Origin of the sequence: Herbiconiux ginsengi (assembly GCF_900107435.1) — a bacterium.
Lineage (GTDB): Bacteria > Actinomycetota > Actinomycetes > Actinomycetales > Microbacteriaceae > Herbiconiux > Herbiconiux ginsengi.
Window position 1 is genome coordinate 117,044 of sequence record NZ_FNPZ01000005.1, and the last position, 16,370, is coordinate 133,413.

Below are 16,370 nucleotides of genomic sequence, written 5' to 3' on the forward strand. Positions count from 1 at the left end.
CTGCGCCTGCCCGCCGGTCTTCGCTCATGCGCACTGAGAGATTACGCACGGGACTCATGGTCCTGGTCGTGCCGGCCACGGGACTGCTCTCACTCATGGTGAGCTCCTCATCGGAATCGGCGGATAAACCCGGGCTGGATTCTTCGCCACCGCAGCCCGACAACGGGTGGATGACCGAGTTTGAACAATCGTTCAGGAACGTCGATGCTCGTTGTCTATTCGTCAACACCTGCAAGATGAGAACGGGCGTCGGGTCTATTCCTCGCCGGCCTCATCGACCGCAACCCAGCCCAATTCGACAAGCACCTTGGCAAGCACAAGATTTCCGGTCAGACCGTCGTACGGCGACTTGTTTCCGATCAGCGTCGATTCTGCAACCGCGAGCGTTGAGTCTTGCTCGCCGAGACGAGAAACCATGCGGTCGTACGCCTGGCCACACTGGTAAGCCACTGTGGAAGCTCTTTCGTGGGCGCAGCCAGGTGCGCACAAGGAAGGTTGTTCATCGGCAACGCGCTCGAGAGCTTCGCGGAACGCCTGCCCAGTCCAGCTCTGGTCCGTCCGAAGCCACTCGATCAGCCCCGTTCGCTCCGGTATTCGCCAATCACACTCCCGGCGCAGTTGTTGATCCGGAGAACCGCCGAGCGCGTCAATCACTTCGCTTGGCGTTGCGCGCATCGGCTGCATTCCGAGGACGACGCGGAACACGATGTCAGTGGCAGCGCTCAGCGGAAGGTTGAGCGTGTCTTCATTGAATGGTTCTCCGAGACTGTCGGGATTGTCGAGCGCACGCTGAACCCATTGTCCGAATCGATTGACTGCATGGGTGGCCGCGTTGTCTTTGCTCATCCCTCGATTCCGCTCATGAGCGGCTAATGCGTCGCGCGAAGATGACCACGCCATTCGGTAGATCTGCCCTAGTGGAAATTTCGTTGCAGCCTTTGCCGTATGTGAACGCAGTGTCTCAAGGTGCGCGACCGCAGGGTCCGGGAGGTTCAGCGACATCATGAAATAGCTGAAATAGCGGATCGCCTCGTCGGCAACGAGCTCTACCGAGAGTGCAATGAGGTCGCGTCGGTCAGTCGACCAGAGCGACTCGACATCGAGCGCCGATCGTAATCCGCTCGAGTGATCTTCGAGGCGCCTCGTAAGCAGACCTTCTCCAGGAGCAACAAATCTCGCTTGTTCCGGATAGAACGATCCAGTCATCGCCAGCGGGTCCTCGTCGTCCCACACAAACGCCGACGGTGCAGAAGTCGGATGAATGAGAAAAAGTTTCGCCCGAAATGCAGCAACAAAGAGTTCTCGGGACGTTTCGAAGCTGGGCGCGAGAGTGGCGTCATACTTCACGGGATAGACCAGACCCGAAGGCGTCTCGAACGCATGAATTGCGGCGAGCGCCCCGACCTTTGCGCGGAGAGTGGCGTTTGCTAGGGCGTTCCCTCCGTCGTCAAGTTCAGCCGGATACTCGGCCTCTACGACATTGCGCCGAGCCTCGACTAGTCGCTGTTCCTGCTCACGCGCTTGCTGACGTTCCGCAATCTTTGCTTCGTATGCATCTCGCGAGACTCGCTCGTCCTCGAGACGACGCGCGCGTTTCGCGAGAGCATTCGGATTGAGGATCGCAGCAGACCGATCGTTTACCGTGCCATTGCAGTTACGGCATTGCACGGATGATCCCCGCCGCGCATCAGCCAGCGTCTGACGAGACGACAAGGTGAGTGGCTTCTCGCAATTGGAACATGCAAAAGTCGGGGATAGCGCCTGAACTCCTGCTGCAGCGGCGTAGTAGGCAGTTCCTGACCATGGCTTGTAGTCGATGACGCTGGTCTTTCTCGTCCACCAGATCTCGTCGGTGTCGGGGTCAATACCTTCGAACTCCCAATACTGCTCGGCGACGACACGAAGTCCCTCCGGCGCCTCAGGATTGGGCGTGAGTATCAATTCGAAATCGATCGGATCTGCAACGCGCGGCATGGGTGAATCGTAGTGACTCCCGGAAGTCGGTGATCAGTTACACGCCACGATGCATACTCGTTGAGGGCTCTTTCTTGCCCGCGGAATCGAGGACGACAACTACATGGTCGTCCAGGAGGTCGACGGTGCGCTCGTCGAAACACCGTGGCGGATCGAGCGGGAATTCGATGGGTACCGGCTGAGCCATGCCGATGACAATCTGCAATCCGGTTTGATCGACGGCTTTGGCGCATCTAACTCGCCCGAGGCAGCTGTCGAACGACTGCGAGGGTCATCATGAGACGGTCGCCATGGAAGGCTCGGGGGCTGCCCCAAAGTTGTGGTCATGGCTGAGGTTGCAGTTCTCCGTGTCATGAAATCCGTCCTAATCGAGGAGGGAGCCGACAGCGTAACCCTCACTTGGGGGCTCGGGGATCCAGTGCCATCATCGTCGCCAGAGCATTTCGGATACGGGGGTGTATCAATACGACCCGACCGGCAACGGAGGCAAGCGATTGGGGTGCGGTTCGGATCTGAAGTGACGTCATAGGTCTTCGAGCACTCCACCAGCACTCAGGCGAACTACGTGGGCGAGCGTCACGATCTCCGACGACTCGTTGGTCATCCACTACCGAGATGCCGACCTTCGCCTTGAAGCGATCGGCACAATCGCGGCATACGCCCCATCAATGGGGTTGATCATCAGGTGGACATTTCAGTGAGTCTTCTGCGTTAGTCGAACTTGCCGGCGGAGTCTACTCGCCGGCACCTCGCTTGATGGAGGTAGTGAGCGATATGGATCGCGTGATCGATCTGAACGGTGGGTCTTCACGAGAGATCACCACAACGATAGGGTCTGTTTCACAGGAGCGGAGTTGGTACTTCTCGTCCTGGACCATGACGGGTCGGCGAGGGCCACCGTGGGGAGCTGGGCCACGAAGTTCTGCGCCGAGGCGAGGTGAACGTGAGCGTCGTGACACTACACCCATTGAGCGTCCCACTGAGAGCTGCTCTGCCAGGATGTGGGAATGACCCTCGATGAGTTCGAATACGCGATAGAACGGCTCCTGAGAGCCGTCGAGGCCGGTCCCAGCTTGACGGATTGGATAGGTGCGGCCGCAGCGGTAGTAACGGCGGTCGTGGCGGTTGTCGCGATCATCTACGCGAGAGGGCAGCTCAAGGAGGCTTCTGCCGCGAGGGAGCAGGCAAAGAGTCTCGAACTTGAGAAGTCGCAGCCGTATGTTGTCGTGACAATGGAGGGTGTCGATGGAACGCCCGAGATCCTGAATCTAGTCATCAGGAATTACGGAACCACGATCGCCCGTGATGTCCGGGTGACTATTGAGCCAAAACCGCAGTCGAGTAATGGCGGGGGTGTGATCCAGGAAGTGGGCTACCCAGACCTGATACCAGCACTAGCTCCAGGTCAACACTGGAGCACGGTTTGGGACTTTGGCAGGTATCGCCGTGACACGACTCTCCCAGATATGCACACAGGATCGGTTACTTACCTCGGTGTGAATGGCAAAGAGCTGTCCACCGACATCGTGCTTGATTGGTCCATCTACAAGATGCGGCACTGGATTGTTAGACGGGGTGTGCACGACATCGCAGAGGCGGTTCGTGACATCCGAGCGAACCAAAAGAAGTGGACAGAGAGCGCGAGCCGCGGGGGTCTGAAAGTGTTCTCGCGCGACGGACATAAGTTGGACAAGCGCGCCGAGAGGGAATACAAGAAGCGCATGAAACAGGCTGATGAGTGGAATGCGCATCAAGCCACAGCGCGAGAAGCCATCGAGTTTGACGAGTCGAGTCAGCAACTCCAGATCGAAGAACCGTCGCGTGACCTCCAATAGACATCACTAGATGCAGTCGATCTCCTGAAGTAGGCAAGGAGGTCACAATTGTTCTTCGTGGATATGTCTTATTGTGACTGTCTCCGCTAGGTAATTCCGCCTATCAAGAATGGCATTCAAATCCATTCGCGTCTCGGATTTGTCCGGGGGCGAAGGCGGCTGGGGAGGAGTTGGCCACTGTCGTTGTTCGTCAACACCCAGACCTCGAAGAGCCCGTATAGTTCGATGCCCAGCCGGACGCAGTGAAGGGTCTGCTCAGCGCGGTGATCTCGTGCACCTCGAGATCGAAAACGGGGAAACCCGGTCCATCGTCGTCATGCTCGCGAAGTTCAACATGCTGTCGCCCACCATCAAGGGTGGCCTCGCCAACCCTGACCCCCGACGGACTCCGCGGGCGTGGGAAGAGATTCCCGCCCCGGCCAGTAGGCCAACCCTCGACCCCGCTTACGTCACAGTCCCTGGCTCACGTAAGCGGGGTCCATAAAACTTCTACGGTGTTGAAGGCAGGAGATCGAAGCCGGGCAGACAGGCCCGAGCATCGATCAGACCGTCTTTGCAGGACTCTAGCCATGCGTACAGGAGGGCAGTGACCAACCTGACGAGTGCGGCGACATTGACCAACCCTAACCACCTGCGGCGAAATATAGGCCTGAAAAACGACCTCGTATGTGAGCGGCGGGTTTCGGGGCCCGGCACATCGGGGCTACCATTATTCATGTATCTAACCTTTCGACTTGACTGGAGAACGGAATTGATGCATGACCAGCGGTTGCCGCCGCTGATCGAAGACTAGATCTCAGTTGAATCAACTGAGATCTTTTCTTTTGCTACCTGAAGGATACCAAGGGTCCCTGACACAGCTCATTGAAGTTGCAAACTGTGGATCAAATTCCGGCCCCACAGCCGTGTATCGAACGTCTTGCCCCCCTACGAACTGCTCTGACATGCCAAGAATGCTCGTTTTTCAAGTAGTGGGTCTAGACCACCTCCGCTTGGGTGCATTCAAAAAACACCCATTTTTGCGAACCTTCGAGTTCTCTGAATGTCTGTAGCAATCCCGGAGGTTAATATGGCCAATGAAAAACCCGCCTTGCAGGGCGGGTCTTCTACGATGAGGCCGGAACGACTCTGCATCGCTCGACAGCGGACCTTCGTCGAACTCGATCAGCGAGTGGGTGATCGCGTGGAAGTAGTCGGCGAACTCTCGCTGATTGGCGGCGTACGCATCCGGGTTGTCGGCGGTCGGGAATAGAACGCGATAGCTCGGAGTGTCGAACAGCGCTGCTGCCATCAGGATCGCGGAGGGCTTGAACATGCCTGCGCCGACAAGCATCAGCAGGAGCCCCGGCTTCCTGAAGTTCGGGCCCGGAGAGTCGATGTGAGTCACCACGAAGACCGTAGAGTCCGCCTAGTTAGCTATGCAGCCATGCAGAGAGAGTAGCGATCGTGTCAAGGGAATCGTCGTGCCTCTGCCGCAACTGTCCGTTTTACTTGTCATAAGGTACATTATCAGCGGTGCCGGATTTGGAACTCAGCTGGCGGGCGCTAACGGCCGATGCAGATGATGACCGTCACCTGCGCCACTCCGAAACGCATGCAGCCCTTGCGCCGCACCTCCACTCTGTGACCGACTGCGTTGACTCCATTGTCGTTGAGGTTTATCGGTGAGGTGCGAGGCACGCCCTCGGCGCCGCGGGCGGCCGTATCGTCGTCCGCGCCGCCCACGAACTCGCCCGCCGAGGCGGCGGCGTCGCCGTCGCCGCCATCTGCATCGGTGTCGGCCAGGGCCTCGCCGTCGTGCTCGAACGCTGATTCAACAGAATAAGGAGTGATTCGTGATCGTCATGGCCAGTGGTCGTTCGCTGACCGAACCCGTCGAGTTGCTCGAGCCGGAACGCTTTGATGACCTGCACGTCGAGCAACCGAGGAATGCACTCATCCCGGCTGGCCTGCCCCTCGAGGCGCATAAAGATCGGCTTCGCCGCCGGAGACGGCCAGGTCGCCCTGCGAGTGGACTGGCTCGCCTCTCTGCGATGATCGGCTACGCCACGAGCAAAGGGTGGGCTGACGACCCGGCCCGCACGGTGACGGCGCACGTGGAGCTTATCTAAGCGCCTCGTGTCAGCCGTGATGCGAAGATGTAGGCATGAGCGACTTCGATGACGACGCGTCCGACCTCGAGGAGAGCCCCTTCTTCGTGCAGTCGCTCGCGAAGGGGCTCTCCGTGATCACGGCGATGGGAACTCAGCATTCGCAGGTGTCCTTGGCTGACGTCGCCCGTGCGACCTCGCTGACGCGCGCCACCGCGCGACGCCTCGTTCTCACCCTGGAACGGCTCGGCTACGTACGCGGCACGGACGGACTGTACTCGCTGACTCCGAAGGTGCTTGAGCTCGGCTTCAGCTTCCTCGGCTCCACGTCGATCCCCGAAGCAGCTCAACCCCATCTGGAGGCGCTCTCACGCTCGGTGGGAGAATCGACCTCCGCGTCGCTCCTGGACGGCACCGACATCGTCTACGTCGCTCGCGTATCCGCCCGCCGCACCGTGTCGCTCTCCATCGACATCGGCACCCGCCTGCCCGCCTACGCCACCGCCATGGGGCGAGTGCTCCTCGCGGCCCTGCCCGACCGCGAGCTGAACGAGATGTTGGCCGGGTTGACTCTGCGACAGCTCACCGAGCGCACAATCAGGAGCAAAGACGCGCTCCACGCTGAGATCGACCGCGTGCGCGAGCAGGGGTGGGCGATGGTCGATCAGGAGGCCCTGGAAATCGGGCTGCTCTCCATCGCCGCGCCGGTCTCGCGCGCCGGTCGGGTGGTAGCGGCGATAAACATCTCCTCCTCCGCCAACCGGGTCGCGGCCGTCGACCTGGTCGCGGAGTTCCGCGCCCCGCTTCTGGCCACCGCCCGGGCAGTCTCGGCAGAGCTGGAGCACCGCGACCTTCGATGACGTACCGGAGGTCGACCGGAGCCGGGGCGCGCTTACAGGTGTGCGCATTTCGCACACCTGTACGCAATGCGCTCAGACTGATAGCGTGTACCTGGGTTTGATTCACACCTACGAAACGGCAGGGACACATGCGTCACTACGGGCACTACATCAACGGCGAGGAAGTGTCCCCCCACTCCGGGGAGCATTTCTCGACCGAGAACCCTTTCACGGGCGAGCCATGGGCCATGATCAGCCGCGGCGACGGGATCGACGTTGATCTCGCCGTCGCTGCTGCGAAGCAGGCCGGAGAGGGCGAATGGGGAGCGCTCAGTGCGACCGATCGCGGCAGACTGCTCCGCGGACTGGCCGACCTGGTACGGGAGAAGGCACCGCATCTCGCACAGATCGAGATGACAGACAACGGCAAGCTCTTCGCCGAGGCCCTCGTGCAGGCACGGTACATGAGCGACTACTTCCACTACTACGCCGGCCTGGCCGACAAGGTCGAGGGTCGTGTGATCCCCACCGACAAAGCGGGCGTCTTCACCTACACGAAGTACGAGCCGAAGGGCGTGATCGGCATCATCACTCCCTGGAACTCGCCACTCTCCCTCGCCAGCTGGAAGATCGCTCCCGCTCTCGCAGCCGGGTGCACCGTCGTGGTCAAACCGAGCGAGTTCACCTCCGCCTCGACCCTGGAGCTGGTGAGCCTGTTCGAAGAGGCAGGCTTCCCGCCCGGCGTGATTAATGCCGTGACCGGGTTCGGAGCGGAAGTCGGTGAGCCGCTGGTGGTGCATCCGGATGTCGCGCACATCGGCTTCACCGGAGGCGGGGAGGCCGGGCGTCGCATCTACTCCTCGGCGGCCTCGCATCTGAAGACCGTGACCTTGGAGCTCGGTGGCAAGTCGCCGAACATCATCTTCGACGACGCCGACCTCGATCAGGCCCTCAAGGGTGCCATCGCCGGCATCTTCGCGGCGACCGGGCAGAGCTGTCAGGCGGGTTCCCGCCTGCTCGTGCAGGAGTCGATCCACGACGAGTTCGTGGAGCGGCTCGTCGCGTACGTCGCCGACATCACGCTTGGGGACCCTGCAGCGGCCGACACCCAGATCGGCCCGGTGGCCAACCGGCCGCAGTTCGACAAGATCCTGCGCTACATCGACATCGCCACCTCCGAAGGTGCGACCTGCGTCGCCGGGGGCAGAGCGCGTCCGGACATCGGATCCGGTCAGTTCATCGAACCGACCATCTTCACCGGGGTCGAGAACGGCATGCGCATCGCCCAGGAGGAGGTGTTCGGCCCGGTTCTGTCCGTGATCCCGTTCAAAGACGAGGAAGACGCCATCCGGATCGGGAACGACGTCGTCTTCGGCCTTGCCGGCGCCGTCTGGACCAGGAGCCTGCGGCGAGCGATGCTCCTAACGGACAAGCTCAAGGCCGGAACGATCTGGGTCAACAACTACCGGGCCACGAGCTTCACCTCGCCCTTCGGGGGCTTCAAGCAGTCGGGTGTGGGTCGCGAGAGCGGTCAGGAGGCCATCAAGGAATACCTCGAGACCAAGTGCGTCTGGATCTCGAGTGATCTCGACGTCGCCAATCCGTTCGTGAAGCGCTGAGAGAGGCTGGGGAATGTCCATCGATTTCGACCTGGACGGCAACGCCGCCGTCATCACGATCAACCGCCCGGAGCGTCACAACGCCATGGACGCCGAGCACTACGCCGGCCTCTCCGAGGCGTGGACCCGAGTGCGGGACGACAACGACATCCGGGCGGCCATCATCACCGGTGCCGGTGAGAAGTCCTTCACCGCGGGGGCGGATCTCAAGACCTTCGCCGGTCGCCAGGAGCCCTACGCCGACCTGTGGCTGACCCAGCGAGGGCAATTGCTCAATCGCGGACTCGAGGTCTGGAAGCCTGTGATCTCCGCCGTCAACGGGTACTGCGTGGGCGGCGGGATGACTCTGCTGTTCGCCACCGACATCCGCGTGGCCGTCGACACGGCGATGTTCAGCATCTCAGAGGTCAAGCGCGGCCTCATCGCCGCCAACGGCGGAACGCAGCGGGCGCTGCGACAGCTGCCGTACGCGATCGCCATGGAGCTGCTGCTCGTGGGTGACAAGCTCAGTGCCGAGGAGGCACTGCGCTGGGGGCTGATTAACAAGGTCGTACCGCGGGCCGACCTGCTCGAGACGGCCTTGGACTACGCCCACCGGATCTCGGCGAACGCCCCGCTGGCCGTGCAGGCGACGAAGGAGCTGGCGATCCGCAGCCAAGACGTCGACATCGCGACGGGCCTGCGTTTCGAGCAGCTGATCCAGCGCACACTCCGCAACACCACCGACGTCGCCGAGGGCGGGAAGGCCTTCGCCGAGAAGCGTCCCGCCGTCTTCCGCGGCGAGTGAGGCGCGACGTCATGGGCGAACGGATCGTGATCGCCGGAATCGGTCACACCGCCTTCGGTTCACTCCCGGGGCGCTCGACGGTGTCGATGACCGTTGAGGCCACGGCCAACGCGCTCGCCGATGCGGGCGTGGAGCGCGATGTCGTCGACGCCTTGTTCGTGAAGCCGCCGACATCGTTCTCGGAGACGCTGTACGGGGCGAAGATCGCGGAGGCGCTCGGGCTGAAGGGCCTCGGCATCTCCGGAGCCTGGGACCAGGGCGGAGCCGCGAACATCTCGCTCGTAAACTTCGCCTCCTACGCCTTGGCCGCCGGCCAGTGCAAGGTCGCGGTGATCGGTTTCGCCGACAACCCGAAGACCGGGAGTCGGGCCACCTACGCCCGCGCGCGGAACGCCGAGGACAACCTCTTCGGGTGGTACTCGACGATGGCCTACTTCGCCCTGTTCGCCCGCCGGCACATGCTACAGCACGGCACCACCCCCGAGCAGCTCGGGCACGTCGCCGTCACCATCCGGGGCAACGGCGCCCGCAACCCCGCCGCTCAATTGCAGAGACCGCTGACGCTGGACGACTACCTCGACGGCCGGATGGTGGTCGACCCGCTCCGACGCGACGACTGCGCCCTCATCAGCGACGGCGGAGCAGCCCTCGTCCTGATGACCGAGAAGACGGCGGCCGAAGTGGGTGTGGAGCGCCCCGTTCCCATCCTCGGCTTCGGCCAGGGTCTCACGTCGCCGTCTCGGCCCGATCTCACAAGGACCGGACTAGCGGTCGCGGCGGCGAGCGCCTTCGCGATGGCCGGCCTCCGCCCATCCGACATCGACGTCGCCCAGTTCTACGACTGCTTCACTCCAACCGTCATCACGGCGATCGAGGACTGCGGGTTCACCGCGAAGGGCACCGGCGGCCGGTTCGTCGAGGAGGGCCGGATCGCCCTGACGGGCGACCTGCCCGTGAACACCTCCGGTGGTCTTCTCTCGGAGACCGGTATGCCGGGCATGCAGCTGATCGTCGAGGCCGTCCGGCAGCTGCGCGGAACCGCCAATCTGCAGATATCCGGGGCCAGGAAAGCGCTCGTCACGGGCCAGGGCGGCGCGATGCAGACCCATTCGGCCATGATCCTGGGACAGTGAGATGACACCGAAACTCCCCGAAGCACCCGACCCCGCCGTCGAATACTGGCAGAACCTCTCCGAGGGTCGTCTGACCTTCGGCCGGTGCAGACAGTGCGACCACGCCTGGCTTCCCGTCTCCCGCGAGTGCCCCAGCTGCCTCGCTGCGGATTGGCGCTTCGAAGCGTCCACCGGCGATGCCGTCGCCCTGAGCTGGGTGGTCTACAACCACGCCTACAACGACCTGTGGGCAGACCGCCTCCCCTACGTCGTCGCCCTCATCGAACTCGCTGAAGGACCACGACTGATGTCCAATCTCGTCGGCGACTTCGACCCGACGCAGCTCAGGATCGACCACCCGGTACGACTGGTGATCGAGTCCGAGGGAGACACTGCCGTGCCGCGATTCGTACCCATCGAGCAAGTTCCCGAAGACGGAGACACCACGTGAACGACACCAGATCCCTTGACGACCCCACCACACCGCTCGCCGGGGTGAAGGTGGTGGAACTCGGGCAGATGCTCGCGGGCCCCTTCGCCGGAATGATCTTCTCCGACCTCGGCGCCGAGGTGCTGAAGGTCGAGAAGCCCACGGGCGGCGACGACGGGCGCAGGATGGGCCCGTCGCACAAGGGCGGCGACGCCATGGTGTTCTTGGAGTTCAACCGCGGGAAGAAGTCCGTGACCCTCGACCTCGATGATCCAGGAGATCGGGATCGTCTGCACGATCTGCTCGATGAGGCGGACATCTTCCTCCACAACATGCGTCCTGATGTGATCGAGAAGTTCGGCCTGACCTACGACGACCTCGCCGACCGCCATCCCCGGCTGGTCTACTGCGAGCTGTCGGCCTTCGGACACGTCGGTCCCCGTCGCAACCAGCCCGGATTCGAGCCCCTGGTCCAGGCGTTCAGCGGGCTGTCGAGCATCAACGGCTACCCCGAAAATCCCCCCGTGCGCGTCGGACCGTCGGTGTGCGACCTGGGAACTGGGATGTGGCTCGCGATCGGAGCGCTGGCCGCCTTGCGCCAACGCGACCTCACCGGCCGCGGCGGCCGCGTCAGCACCTCGTTGTTCGAGACCGCGCTCACCTGGGCGATGTCGCCGGTCGACGCCTGGGTCAACGAAGATCGCGTCCCCCGTCGCTACGGCACAGGACAACCCAACCTGGTGCCGTATCAGACCTTCGCTGCGAGCGATGGCGACATGATGATCGCGGCGGGCAACGACCGGCTCTTCGGCAAGCTGGCCACGGTGCTCGGGCATCCCGAGTGGATCGACGACGACCGTTTCCGCGGCAACCGTGACCGTTTGGCCGCCCGCGACGTGATCGTCGGGCTGGTCGCCGATGTCGTTCGTACGAGACCGCGCGACGAGTGGCTGCACGAGCTCTCCGCCGTGGGTGTTCCGGCCTCTCCCGTCAACACGATCCCGGAGGCGTTGGAGGAGGCGCAGTTCGCCGCCCTGCAGAACCTGCAGGCCGTTCCCGGCTCGGATCTGTCTCTGCTCGGGCTCCCGATCTCCTTCGGAGGCGAGCATCCCCGTATTCTGGGAGCGGCCCCCGCTCTGGGTGCGGACAACGGCTGACGGAGAAGGAGGGCGAGCGTGAATCCGGCACCGGAGCAGCTCGACTGGCGGATGGTTCAGCACACCCATCCGGTGATCGGTGAGAATCCCATCTACGAACCGCGCAACGACTCGCTGTACTGGGTGAGTCTTTTCGAACCCGCCCTGAAACGGATCGGACTGAGCGACGGTGTCGCTCGGTCGTGGTCACTGCCGTCGGAGTACGTGGGGGCGTATGCGCTGTTCGACGACGGTTCCGGGGCCCTGATCGCGGCGGCGACGGGGTTGTACGATCTCCAGTTCGACTCCGGCCGCACCGAGCTCGTGCACGACACCCCCTACGACCAGCAGCGATCCTGGTTCAATGACGGGCGCTGCGATCCCTCGGGGCGATTCTGGGTGGGGACGTTCCCTCAGGTGCTGGCCGGCGCGACACCCGGTCAGGAGCACTACTACCGGGTCGACGAACGCGGAGTGACCGCGCAGATCGACGGCATGACGATCGCGAACGGCACCGCCTTCTCGCCCGACGGGCGGCGGATGTACATCGCCGACCGAGTGAATCACCGCATTCTCGCCTATGAGTACGACCCCGTCACGGGTACCCCGAGCAACGGCCAGGTCTTCGTCACCGTCGCCGTCGCCGATGTCCCCGATGGAGCGGCCGTCGACGCGCGCGGGGGTTACTGGATCACGATGTACGGGGGCGGTCAAGTGCGCCGCTACACCCCGGAAGGCCGGCTCGATCGGGTGATCCGCACGCCCGTGTCCAGGCCGACCATGTGCGCCTTCGGAGGAAAGCGCCTCGACCAGCTGTTCGTCACGACGTCGAGGCTCTTCATGGATGAGGACCAGCAGGCGGCGGAACCGGACGCCGGCGCGGTGTTCGTGGTCGATGTCGGAGAGACCGGCATTCCCGAACCCCACTTCCCGAGGGCCTGGGCAGACAGCGCGCGATGAGTCTCGCGATCAGGCGAAGAGCGACCAGTCCTCGAGCAGATCCCGCTGGTTGAGAGGAAGGTCTGGCGTGGGAGCCGTCGAGTTGACGACCCGCGGAACGAGCTCGGCCACGGTCCTGTAGTTGAACGTGAGCCGTTGCTCCGCGATCAACCATCGACCCCCCACCCGTCGCATCCGGTTGAGGTAGGTGCCGCCCACGATGCCGGGGGTGCCTGTCTCCCCCACCCAGAAGTTGATGTGGCGGGCGGTCAGCAGTGCGGCGTCCCGATCGTTGGGATCGAGCGTCACCAGTACGTTGGTGCCGTGGTGGATGATGAACTTCTGATTGGTCATCAGGTACTCGTAGGAGCTGCGCAGGCTCTCCTTGCCGATGAAGGTGCCCCGCCCGTTCACCTGGATCGCATCGTCGGTGAAGAGATCAAGGGTGGCTTCGAGATCCCGGCCCCCATAGAAGATGTGGTAGAGCCGGAAGGCGTCTTCGATGGCCTTGATGTCCTCGAGGCGGGCAAGCCTCTCCTCGATCCGGAGATCGGGGTCGACCGGTGTCGCGAGCAGCCTCTTGCCCTGCTCGATTCCTGGCCGCCAGATCCCCTCGGCCCAGCCTCTGACCTGCTGTTCGATATCGTTCTCGGTGTCGCTCATGGTCCTACCTCGATTCCGTCTTCACGCTAGCACCGGCGCAAAATGCGCACAAGCGTGCGTAATGCGCACACTATCCCATCACTCGGAATCGGTCGCCCTCGCGCTCGAGATACAGCGCGGGGTGTGCCGCGATGTGGCCGGCGAGCAGAGGCACGCCGCTGTCCGCGCTCTCTGCGAAGACACGCTTGCGGGTGGCAACGGCTTCGTCGGGGAGGGAACTGAACCGCGAGGTGAGCGCCGGATCCTCGAACTGCAGAGCGTGGTGGAAGACGTCGCCGGTGATGAGCGCCACGGTGCGACCCTCGTCGACGAGTCGAACGACGACGTGCCCCGCGGTGTCTCCGGGGCCGGGCTCGAGCCGCAGGTGCGCCGTCAGCTCGAGCGGCGCGTCGAAGACCTCGGCGAGACCCGCATCGAACACCGGGGTGATCGAGTCGGCGACGAAGTCGCCGTTTCGCGCGAGCGACTGCGTGACGCTGTCGTCGCCGAGGGCATCGATCTCCAGACGGTTGAACAGATACCGGGCCCGCGGGAACGTCGGAATCCACTGTCCGCCGTCGAGCCGCGTGTTCCACCCGACGTGGTCCATGTGCAGGTGCGTGGAGACGACGACGTCGACGTCGTCGGGGTCGATCAATGCGGTGAGCTGCTCGTACCAGTCCGTGTCCATCTGCCGGAACATCGGCCGGAGGCGGTCGCGGGAGTTGCCCACCCCGGTGTCGACCACCAGCACGAGACCGGGCACCCGCACGAGGTAACTGGAGGAGGAGAGCACGATCTTGGCCGCGGCCGCGTCGTACTCATCGGGGCCGAGGGTCACCACCGGATGCACCGCGGGATCGTAGTTCGCGAAGAACTCGTCCAGTCCGAACATCGGGAGGGTGGTCTCGAGTATGCGATCGATCCGAACATTCGGAGTCACAATCAAAGGCTGCGCATCGGCGGTGGATTCCACGAGGTTCTCCCTGTCGGTCAGATCACGATGTACCGCATTCTAGATCTACTCACGAGTCAGCAATCAACTCACGTGACGACGAAGGTCGCTCGGCGGCGAGATCCCGACAGCAGACCGCGGGGATTCGGCGATAGAATCTGCACGCTCGCGATGTGGCGCCGCCTCCGGCACCTCGATGTGAGCGCACCCGAATGACGGCGACCACGATATCGGTGAGGAGTGGGAATGGCCGACCACCGACCGGTCACCGAACCCGGCATCACCATCGCTCACCTCGAGGACCGCGACCTCATGTCGATGTTCCGGGCGACCCTGTCTCGCCATCCGACGCGGACGATGATCCGGTACTTCGACGGCGAACTCACCTTCCAGCGGATCGACGAGGAATCCGAGGCATTCGCCGCCGCACTGGAGAGCCGGGGCTTCACCCACGGAGATCGCCTCGCCATCGTGGCGAACAACATCCCGCACTTCGTCATCACGATGATCGCGGCCTGGAAGCTCGGCGGCATCATCGTACCGATCCCGCCCGCTCTCGGCGACCACGAGATCCTCGAGCTCGTATCGCGATCAGGCGCCTCCACTATCGCCTGCGAGGAGGCCCGAATCGGCGACTGGATGGACGGCATCCCCCTCCCCACCCCGGTCATCTCGCTCTGCCCCCATGAGTACCACGACGCCGGCAGCGAGGAGTTGATCCCCCAGCACGCCGCACCCCGGGCCGACACCGTGGAGTTCCGAGACCTGGTCAACCGCCACCGGGGCGAGCCGGTGGCGATGGTGGTGCCGCACCCGGCCAGCGCCGCCGCGATCGTCTTCACATCAGGAACCACCGGCGCCCCGAAGGGCGCTGTGAACAGGCACGAGTCGCTGGCCTTCGTGGGGCAGGTCTATCGGGACTGGGTAGCGCTGACGGAACATGATCGGGTGCTGGAAGCTGCTCCCTTCCCCACCATCATGGGGATCGCGGCGGGGATCGCGCCGGCCATCGTCACCGGCTGCAGCGTGTCGATCAGCTACCGATTCCACGTCGCGACCCTGGCTCGGATGGCTCGGCAGCACCGAACGACCTTTCTCATGGGCGCGCCCACCATGTACCTTTCCCTTCTGAACGAGCCCTCGATCCGACGCGAAGACCTCGAGTCCTTGAACCACCTCTACTGCGGAGCGTCGACCGTGCCTATGGTGCTGGTCGAGCGCTGGCGAAGCCGCTTCGGCCAGCAGATCGGAACGGCGTACGGCATGACGGAGGCGTCCGGGCCGACGCACCTCTCCCCGGCCGGTGTCGAGGTGCCCATCGATCCGGCCAGTGGCGCACTCGCCATCGGCATGCCCGTCTACTCGACGGAGAGCCGGATCGTCGACCCGGCGAGCCAGCCCGGCGACGAGCTGCCGGAAGGAGAGGTGGGTGAGATGGTGGTTCGCGGACCGCAGATGATTTCCCGGTACTGGAATTCGGGCGAGGACGCTGCCGGCACCATCGCCGACGGGTGGATCCGCACGGGGGATCTCGCGATCCGCCGCGGTGACTGGTTCTACGTGCTCGACAGGATCAAGGACACCATCGTCACCTCCGGCAACAACATCTCTCCCAGGCAGGTGGAGGATTGCCTGCTCCAACACCCGAGCGTCGTCGAGGCGGCGGTGGTGGGCGTGCCGGACGGGCATCGCGGAGAGTCGGTCCAGGCGTTCGTCGTCGTCGACCGATCGCTCCCCGTCACCGCCGAAGAGCTCATCGAGCACTGCCGCAACCGACTGGCCTCCTACAAAGCACCACGCGTCGTGCGGTTCATCGAGTCGCTGCCCGTGAACCTCACCGGCAAGGTGCTTCGGCGTCACCTCAGAGAACTTGTCGCTTCGATCGATTCTTAAATCAGTTATCTACTCACGAGTGGAAAAACGTACGCCCAGAAGGGTAGGATGGGGCGTCGAGACCACGCGGGCTGCGGTGCAGCGCCTGGGATCGTTGCGCCGCTCTCACCGTCGGCGTA

The 16,370-nt window shown here is 63.4% G+C and carries 15 protein-coding genes and 1 pseudogene; 12 read left to right on the plus strand and 4 right to left on the minus strand.

Going from position 1 to position 16,370, the window contains the following annotated elements; all coding sequences use genetic code 11:
- Positions 1–255 precede the first annotated feature (255 nt).
- Entirely contained in the window at positions 256–1,974 is a 1,719-nt protein-coding gene (locus BLW00_RS23110; RefSeq protein ID WP_139256817.1) for a hypothetical protein, read from the minus strand.
- A 103-nt stretch (positions 1,975–2,077) separates the two neighbouring features.
- Between BLW00_RS23110 and BLW00_RS23625 the strand changes: the two genes are divergently transcribed.
- Positions 2,078–2,254: a hypothetical protein gene (locus BLW00_RS23625; RefSeq protein WP_175494431.1), complete on the plus strand. Its 177-nt coding sequence runs from the start codon at positions 2,078–2,080 to the stop codon at positions 2,252–2,254.
- Positions 2,255–2,981: 727 nt separating this feature from the next.
- Positions 2,982–3,809 carry a hypothetical protein gene (locus BLW00_RS19610; protein WP_092557427.1) on the plus strand — a complete coding sequence of 276 codons (828 nt, stop codon included), beginning with the start codon at positions 2,982–2,984 and terminating at the stop codon, positions 3,807–3,809.
- A gap of 964 nt (positions 3,810–4,773) precedes the next feature.
- On the opposite strand, the gene BLW00_RS23115 is transcribed toward BLW00_RS19610, so the two are convergent.
- The gene (locus tag BLW00_RS23115; protein WP_139256818.1) at positions 4,774–5,196 is read right to left on the minus strand and encodes a hypothetical protein; all 423 of its coding nucleotides are present in this window, start codon (positions 5,194–5,196) and stop codon (positions 4,774–4,776) included.
- 302 nt (positions 5,197–5,498) lie between these two features.
- Between BLW00_RS23115 and BLW00_RS19620 the strand changes: the two are divergent.
- From BLW00_RS19620 to BLW00_RS19660, 9 genes and pseudogenes are all read left to right on the plus strand, one after another.
- Positions 5,499–5,621, plus strand: a pseudogene (locus BLW00_RS19620) (3-oxoadipyl-CoA thiolase); the annotation flags it as partial.
- A 23-nt stretch (positions 5,622–5,644) separates the two neighbouring features.
- Entirely contained in the window at positions 5,645–5,920 is a 276-nt protein-coding gene (locus BLW00_RS19625) for a hypothetical protein (RefSeq protein WP_092557430.1), read from the plus strand.
- A gap of 35 nt (positions 5,921–5,955) precedes the next feature.
- Positions 5,956–6,759 (plus strand): IclR family transcriptional regulator domain-containing protein, encoded by an 804-nt coding sequence (locus BLW00_RS19630; protein WP_092557432.1) that lies wholly within the window; start codon positions 5,956–5,958, stop codon positions 6,757–6,759.
- A 128-nt stretch (positions 6,760–6,887) separates the two neighbouring features.
- Entirely contained in the window at positions 6,888–8,357 is a 1,470-nt protein-coding gene (locus tag BLW00_RS19635; RefSeq protein WP_092557434.1) for an aldehyde dehydrogenase, read from the plus strand.
- Positions 8,358–8,370: 13 nt separating this feature from the next.
- Positions 8,371–9,144, plus strand: a complete 774-nt coding sequence (locus tag BLW00_RS19640; protein ID WP_092557436.1) for an enoyl-CoA hydratase/isomerase family protein — start codon at positions 8,371–8,373, stop codon at positions 9,142–9,144.
- A gap of 11 nt (positions 9,145–9,155) precedes the next feature.
- Entirely contained in the window at positions 9,156–10,277 is a 1,122-nt protein-coding gene (locus BLW00_RS19645) for a thiolase family protein (protein ID WP_092557587.1), read from the plus strand.
- A 1-nt stretch (position 10,278) separates the two neighbouring features.
- Positions 10,279–10,707, plus strand: coding sequence for a Zn-ribbon domain-containing OB-fold protein (locus tag BLW00_RS19650; RefSeq protein WP_092557438.1), 429 nt, complete (start codon positions 10,279–10,281; stop codon positions 10,705–10,707).
- The gene (locus tag BLW00_RS19655) at positions 10,704–11,843 is read left to right on the plus strand and encodes a CaiB/BaiF CoA transferase family protein (protein ID WP_217634438.1); all 1,140 of its coding nucleotides are present in this window, start codon (positions 10,704–10,706) and stop codon (positions 11,841–11,843) included. Before BLW00_RS19650 ends, BLW00_RS19655 begins: the two co-directional genes overlap by 4 nt.
- Positions 11,844–11,861: 18 nt before the next feature.
- Positions 11,862–12,782 (plus strand): SMP-30/gluconolactonase/LRE family protein, encoded by a 921-nt coding sequence (locus tag BLW00_RS19660; protein WP_092557440.1) that lies wholly within the window; start codon positions 11,862–11,864, stop codon positions 12,780–12,782.
- 9 nt (positions 12,783–12,791) lie between these two features.
- On the opposite strand, the gene BLW00_RS19665 is transcribed toward BLW00_RS19660, so the two are convergent.
- Both BLW00_RS19665 and BLW00_RS19670 read right to left on the minus strand, forming a co-directional pair.
- Complete coding sequence (locus tag BLW00_RS19665; RefSeq protein WP_092557442.1) at positions 12,792–13,424, minus strand: nuclear transport factor 2 family protein; 633 nt, start codon at positions 13,422–13,424, stop codon at positions 12,792–12,794.
- Positions 13,425–13,494: 70 nt separating this feature from the next.
- Complete coding sequence (locus BLW00_RS19670) at positions 13,495–14,346, minus strand: MBL fold metallo-hydrolase (RefSeq protein WP_139256819.1); 852 nt, start codon at positions 14,344–14,346, stop codon at positions 13,495–13,497.
- Between the two features lie 258 nt (positions 14,347–14,604).
- Here BLW00_RS19670 and BLW00_RS19675 point away from each other — a divergent pair, with 258 nt between their 5' ends.
- Positions 14,605–16,251, plus strand: a complete 1,647-nt coding sequence (locus tag BLW00_RS19675; protein ID WP_092557446.1) for a class I adenylate-forming enzyme family protein — start codon at positions 14,605–14,607, stop codon at positions 16,249–16,251.
- The last annotated feature ends 119 nt before the right edge of the window (positions 16,252–16,370 follow it).

Excerpts from the sequence above, each read along its gene's own strand:
- BLW00_RS19630 (WP_092557432.1), top strand. The coding sequence starts at position 5,956 with ATGAGCGACTTCGATGACGACGCGTCCGACCTCGAGGAGAGCCCCTTC.
- BLW00_RS19645 (WP_092557587.1), top strand. The coding sequence starts at position 9,156 with ATGGGCGAACGGATCGTGATCGCCGGAATCGGTCACACCGCCTTCGGT.
- BLW00_RS19640 (WP_092557436.1), top strand. The coding sequence starts at position 8,371 with ATGTCCATCGATTTCGACCTGGACGGCAACGCCGCCGTCATCACGATC.
- BLW00_RS19650 (WP_092557438.1), top strand. The coding sequence starts at position 10,279 with ATGACACCGAAACTCCCCGAAGCACCCGACCCCGCCGTCGAATACTGG.
- BLW00_RS23625 (WP_175494431.1), top strand. The coding sequence starts at position 2,078 with ATGGTCGTCCAGGAGGTCGACGGTGCGCTCGTCGAAACACCGTGGCGG.
- BLW00_RS23110 (WP_139256817.1), bottom strand. The coding sequence starts at position 1,974 with ATGCCGCGCGTTGCAGATCCGATCGATTTCGAATTGATACTCACGCCC.
- BLW00_RS19610 (WP_092557427.1), top strand. The coding sequence starts at position 2,982 with ATGACCCTCGATGAGTTCGAATACGCGATAGAACGGCTCCTGAGAGCC.
- BLW00_RS19635 (WP_092557434.1), top strand. The coding sequence starts at position 6,888 with ATGCGTCACTACGGGCACTACATCAACGGCGAGGAAGTGTCCCCCCAC.
- BLW00_RS19675 (WP_092557446.1), top strand. The coding sequence starts at position 14,605 with ATGGCCGACCACCGACCGGTCACCGAACCCGGCATCACCATCGCTCAC.
- BLW00_RS19665 (WP_092557442.1), bottom strand. The coding sequence starts at position 13,424 with ATGAGCGACACCGAGAACGATATCGAACAGCAGGTCAGAGGCTGGGCC.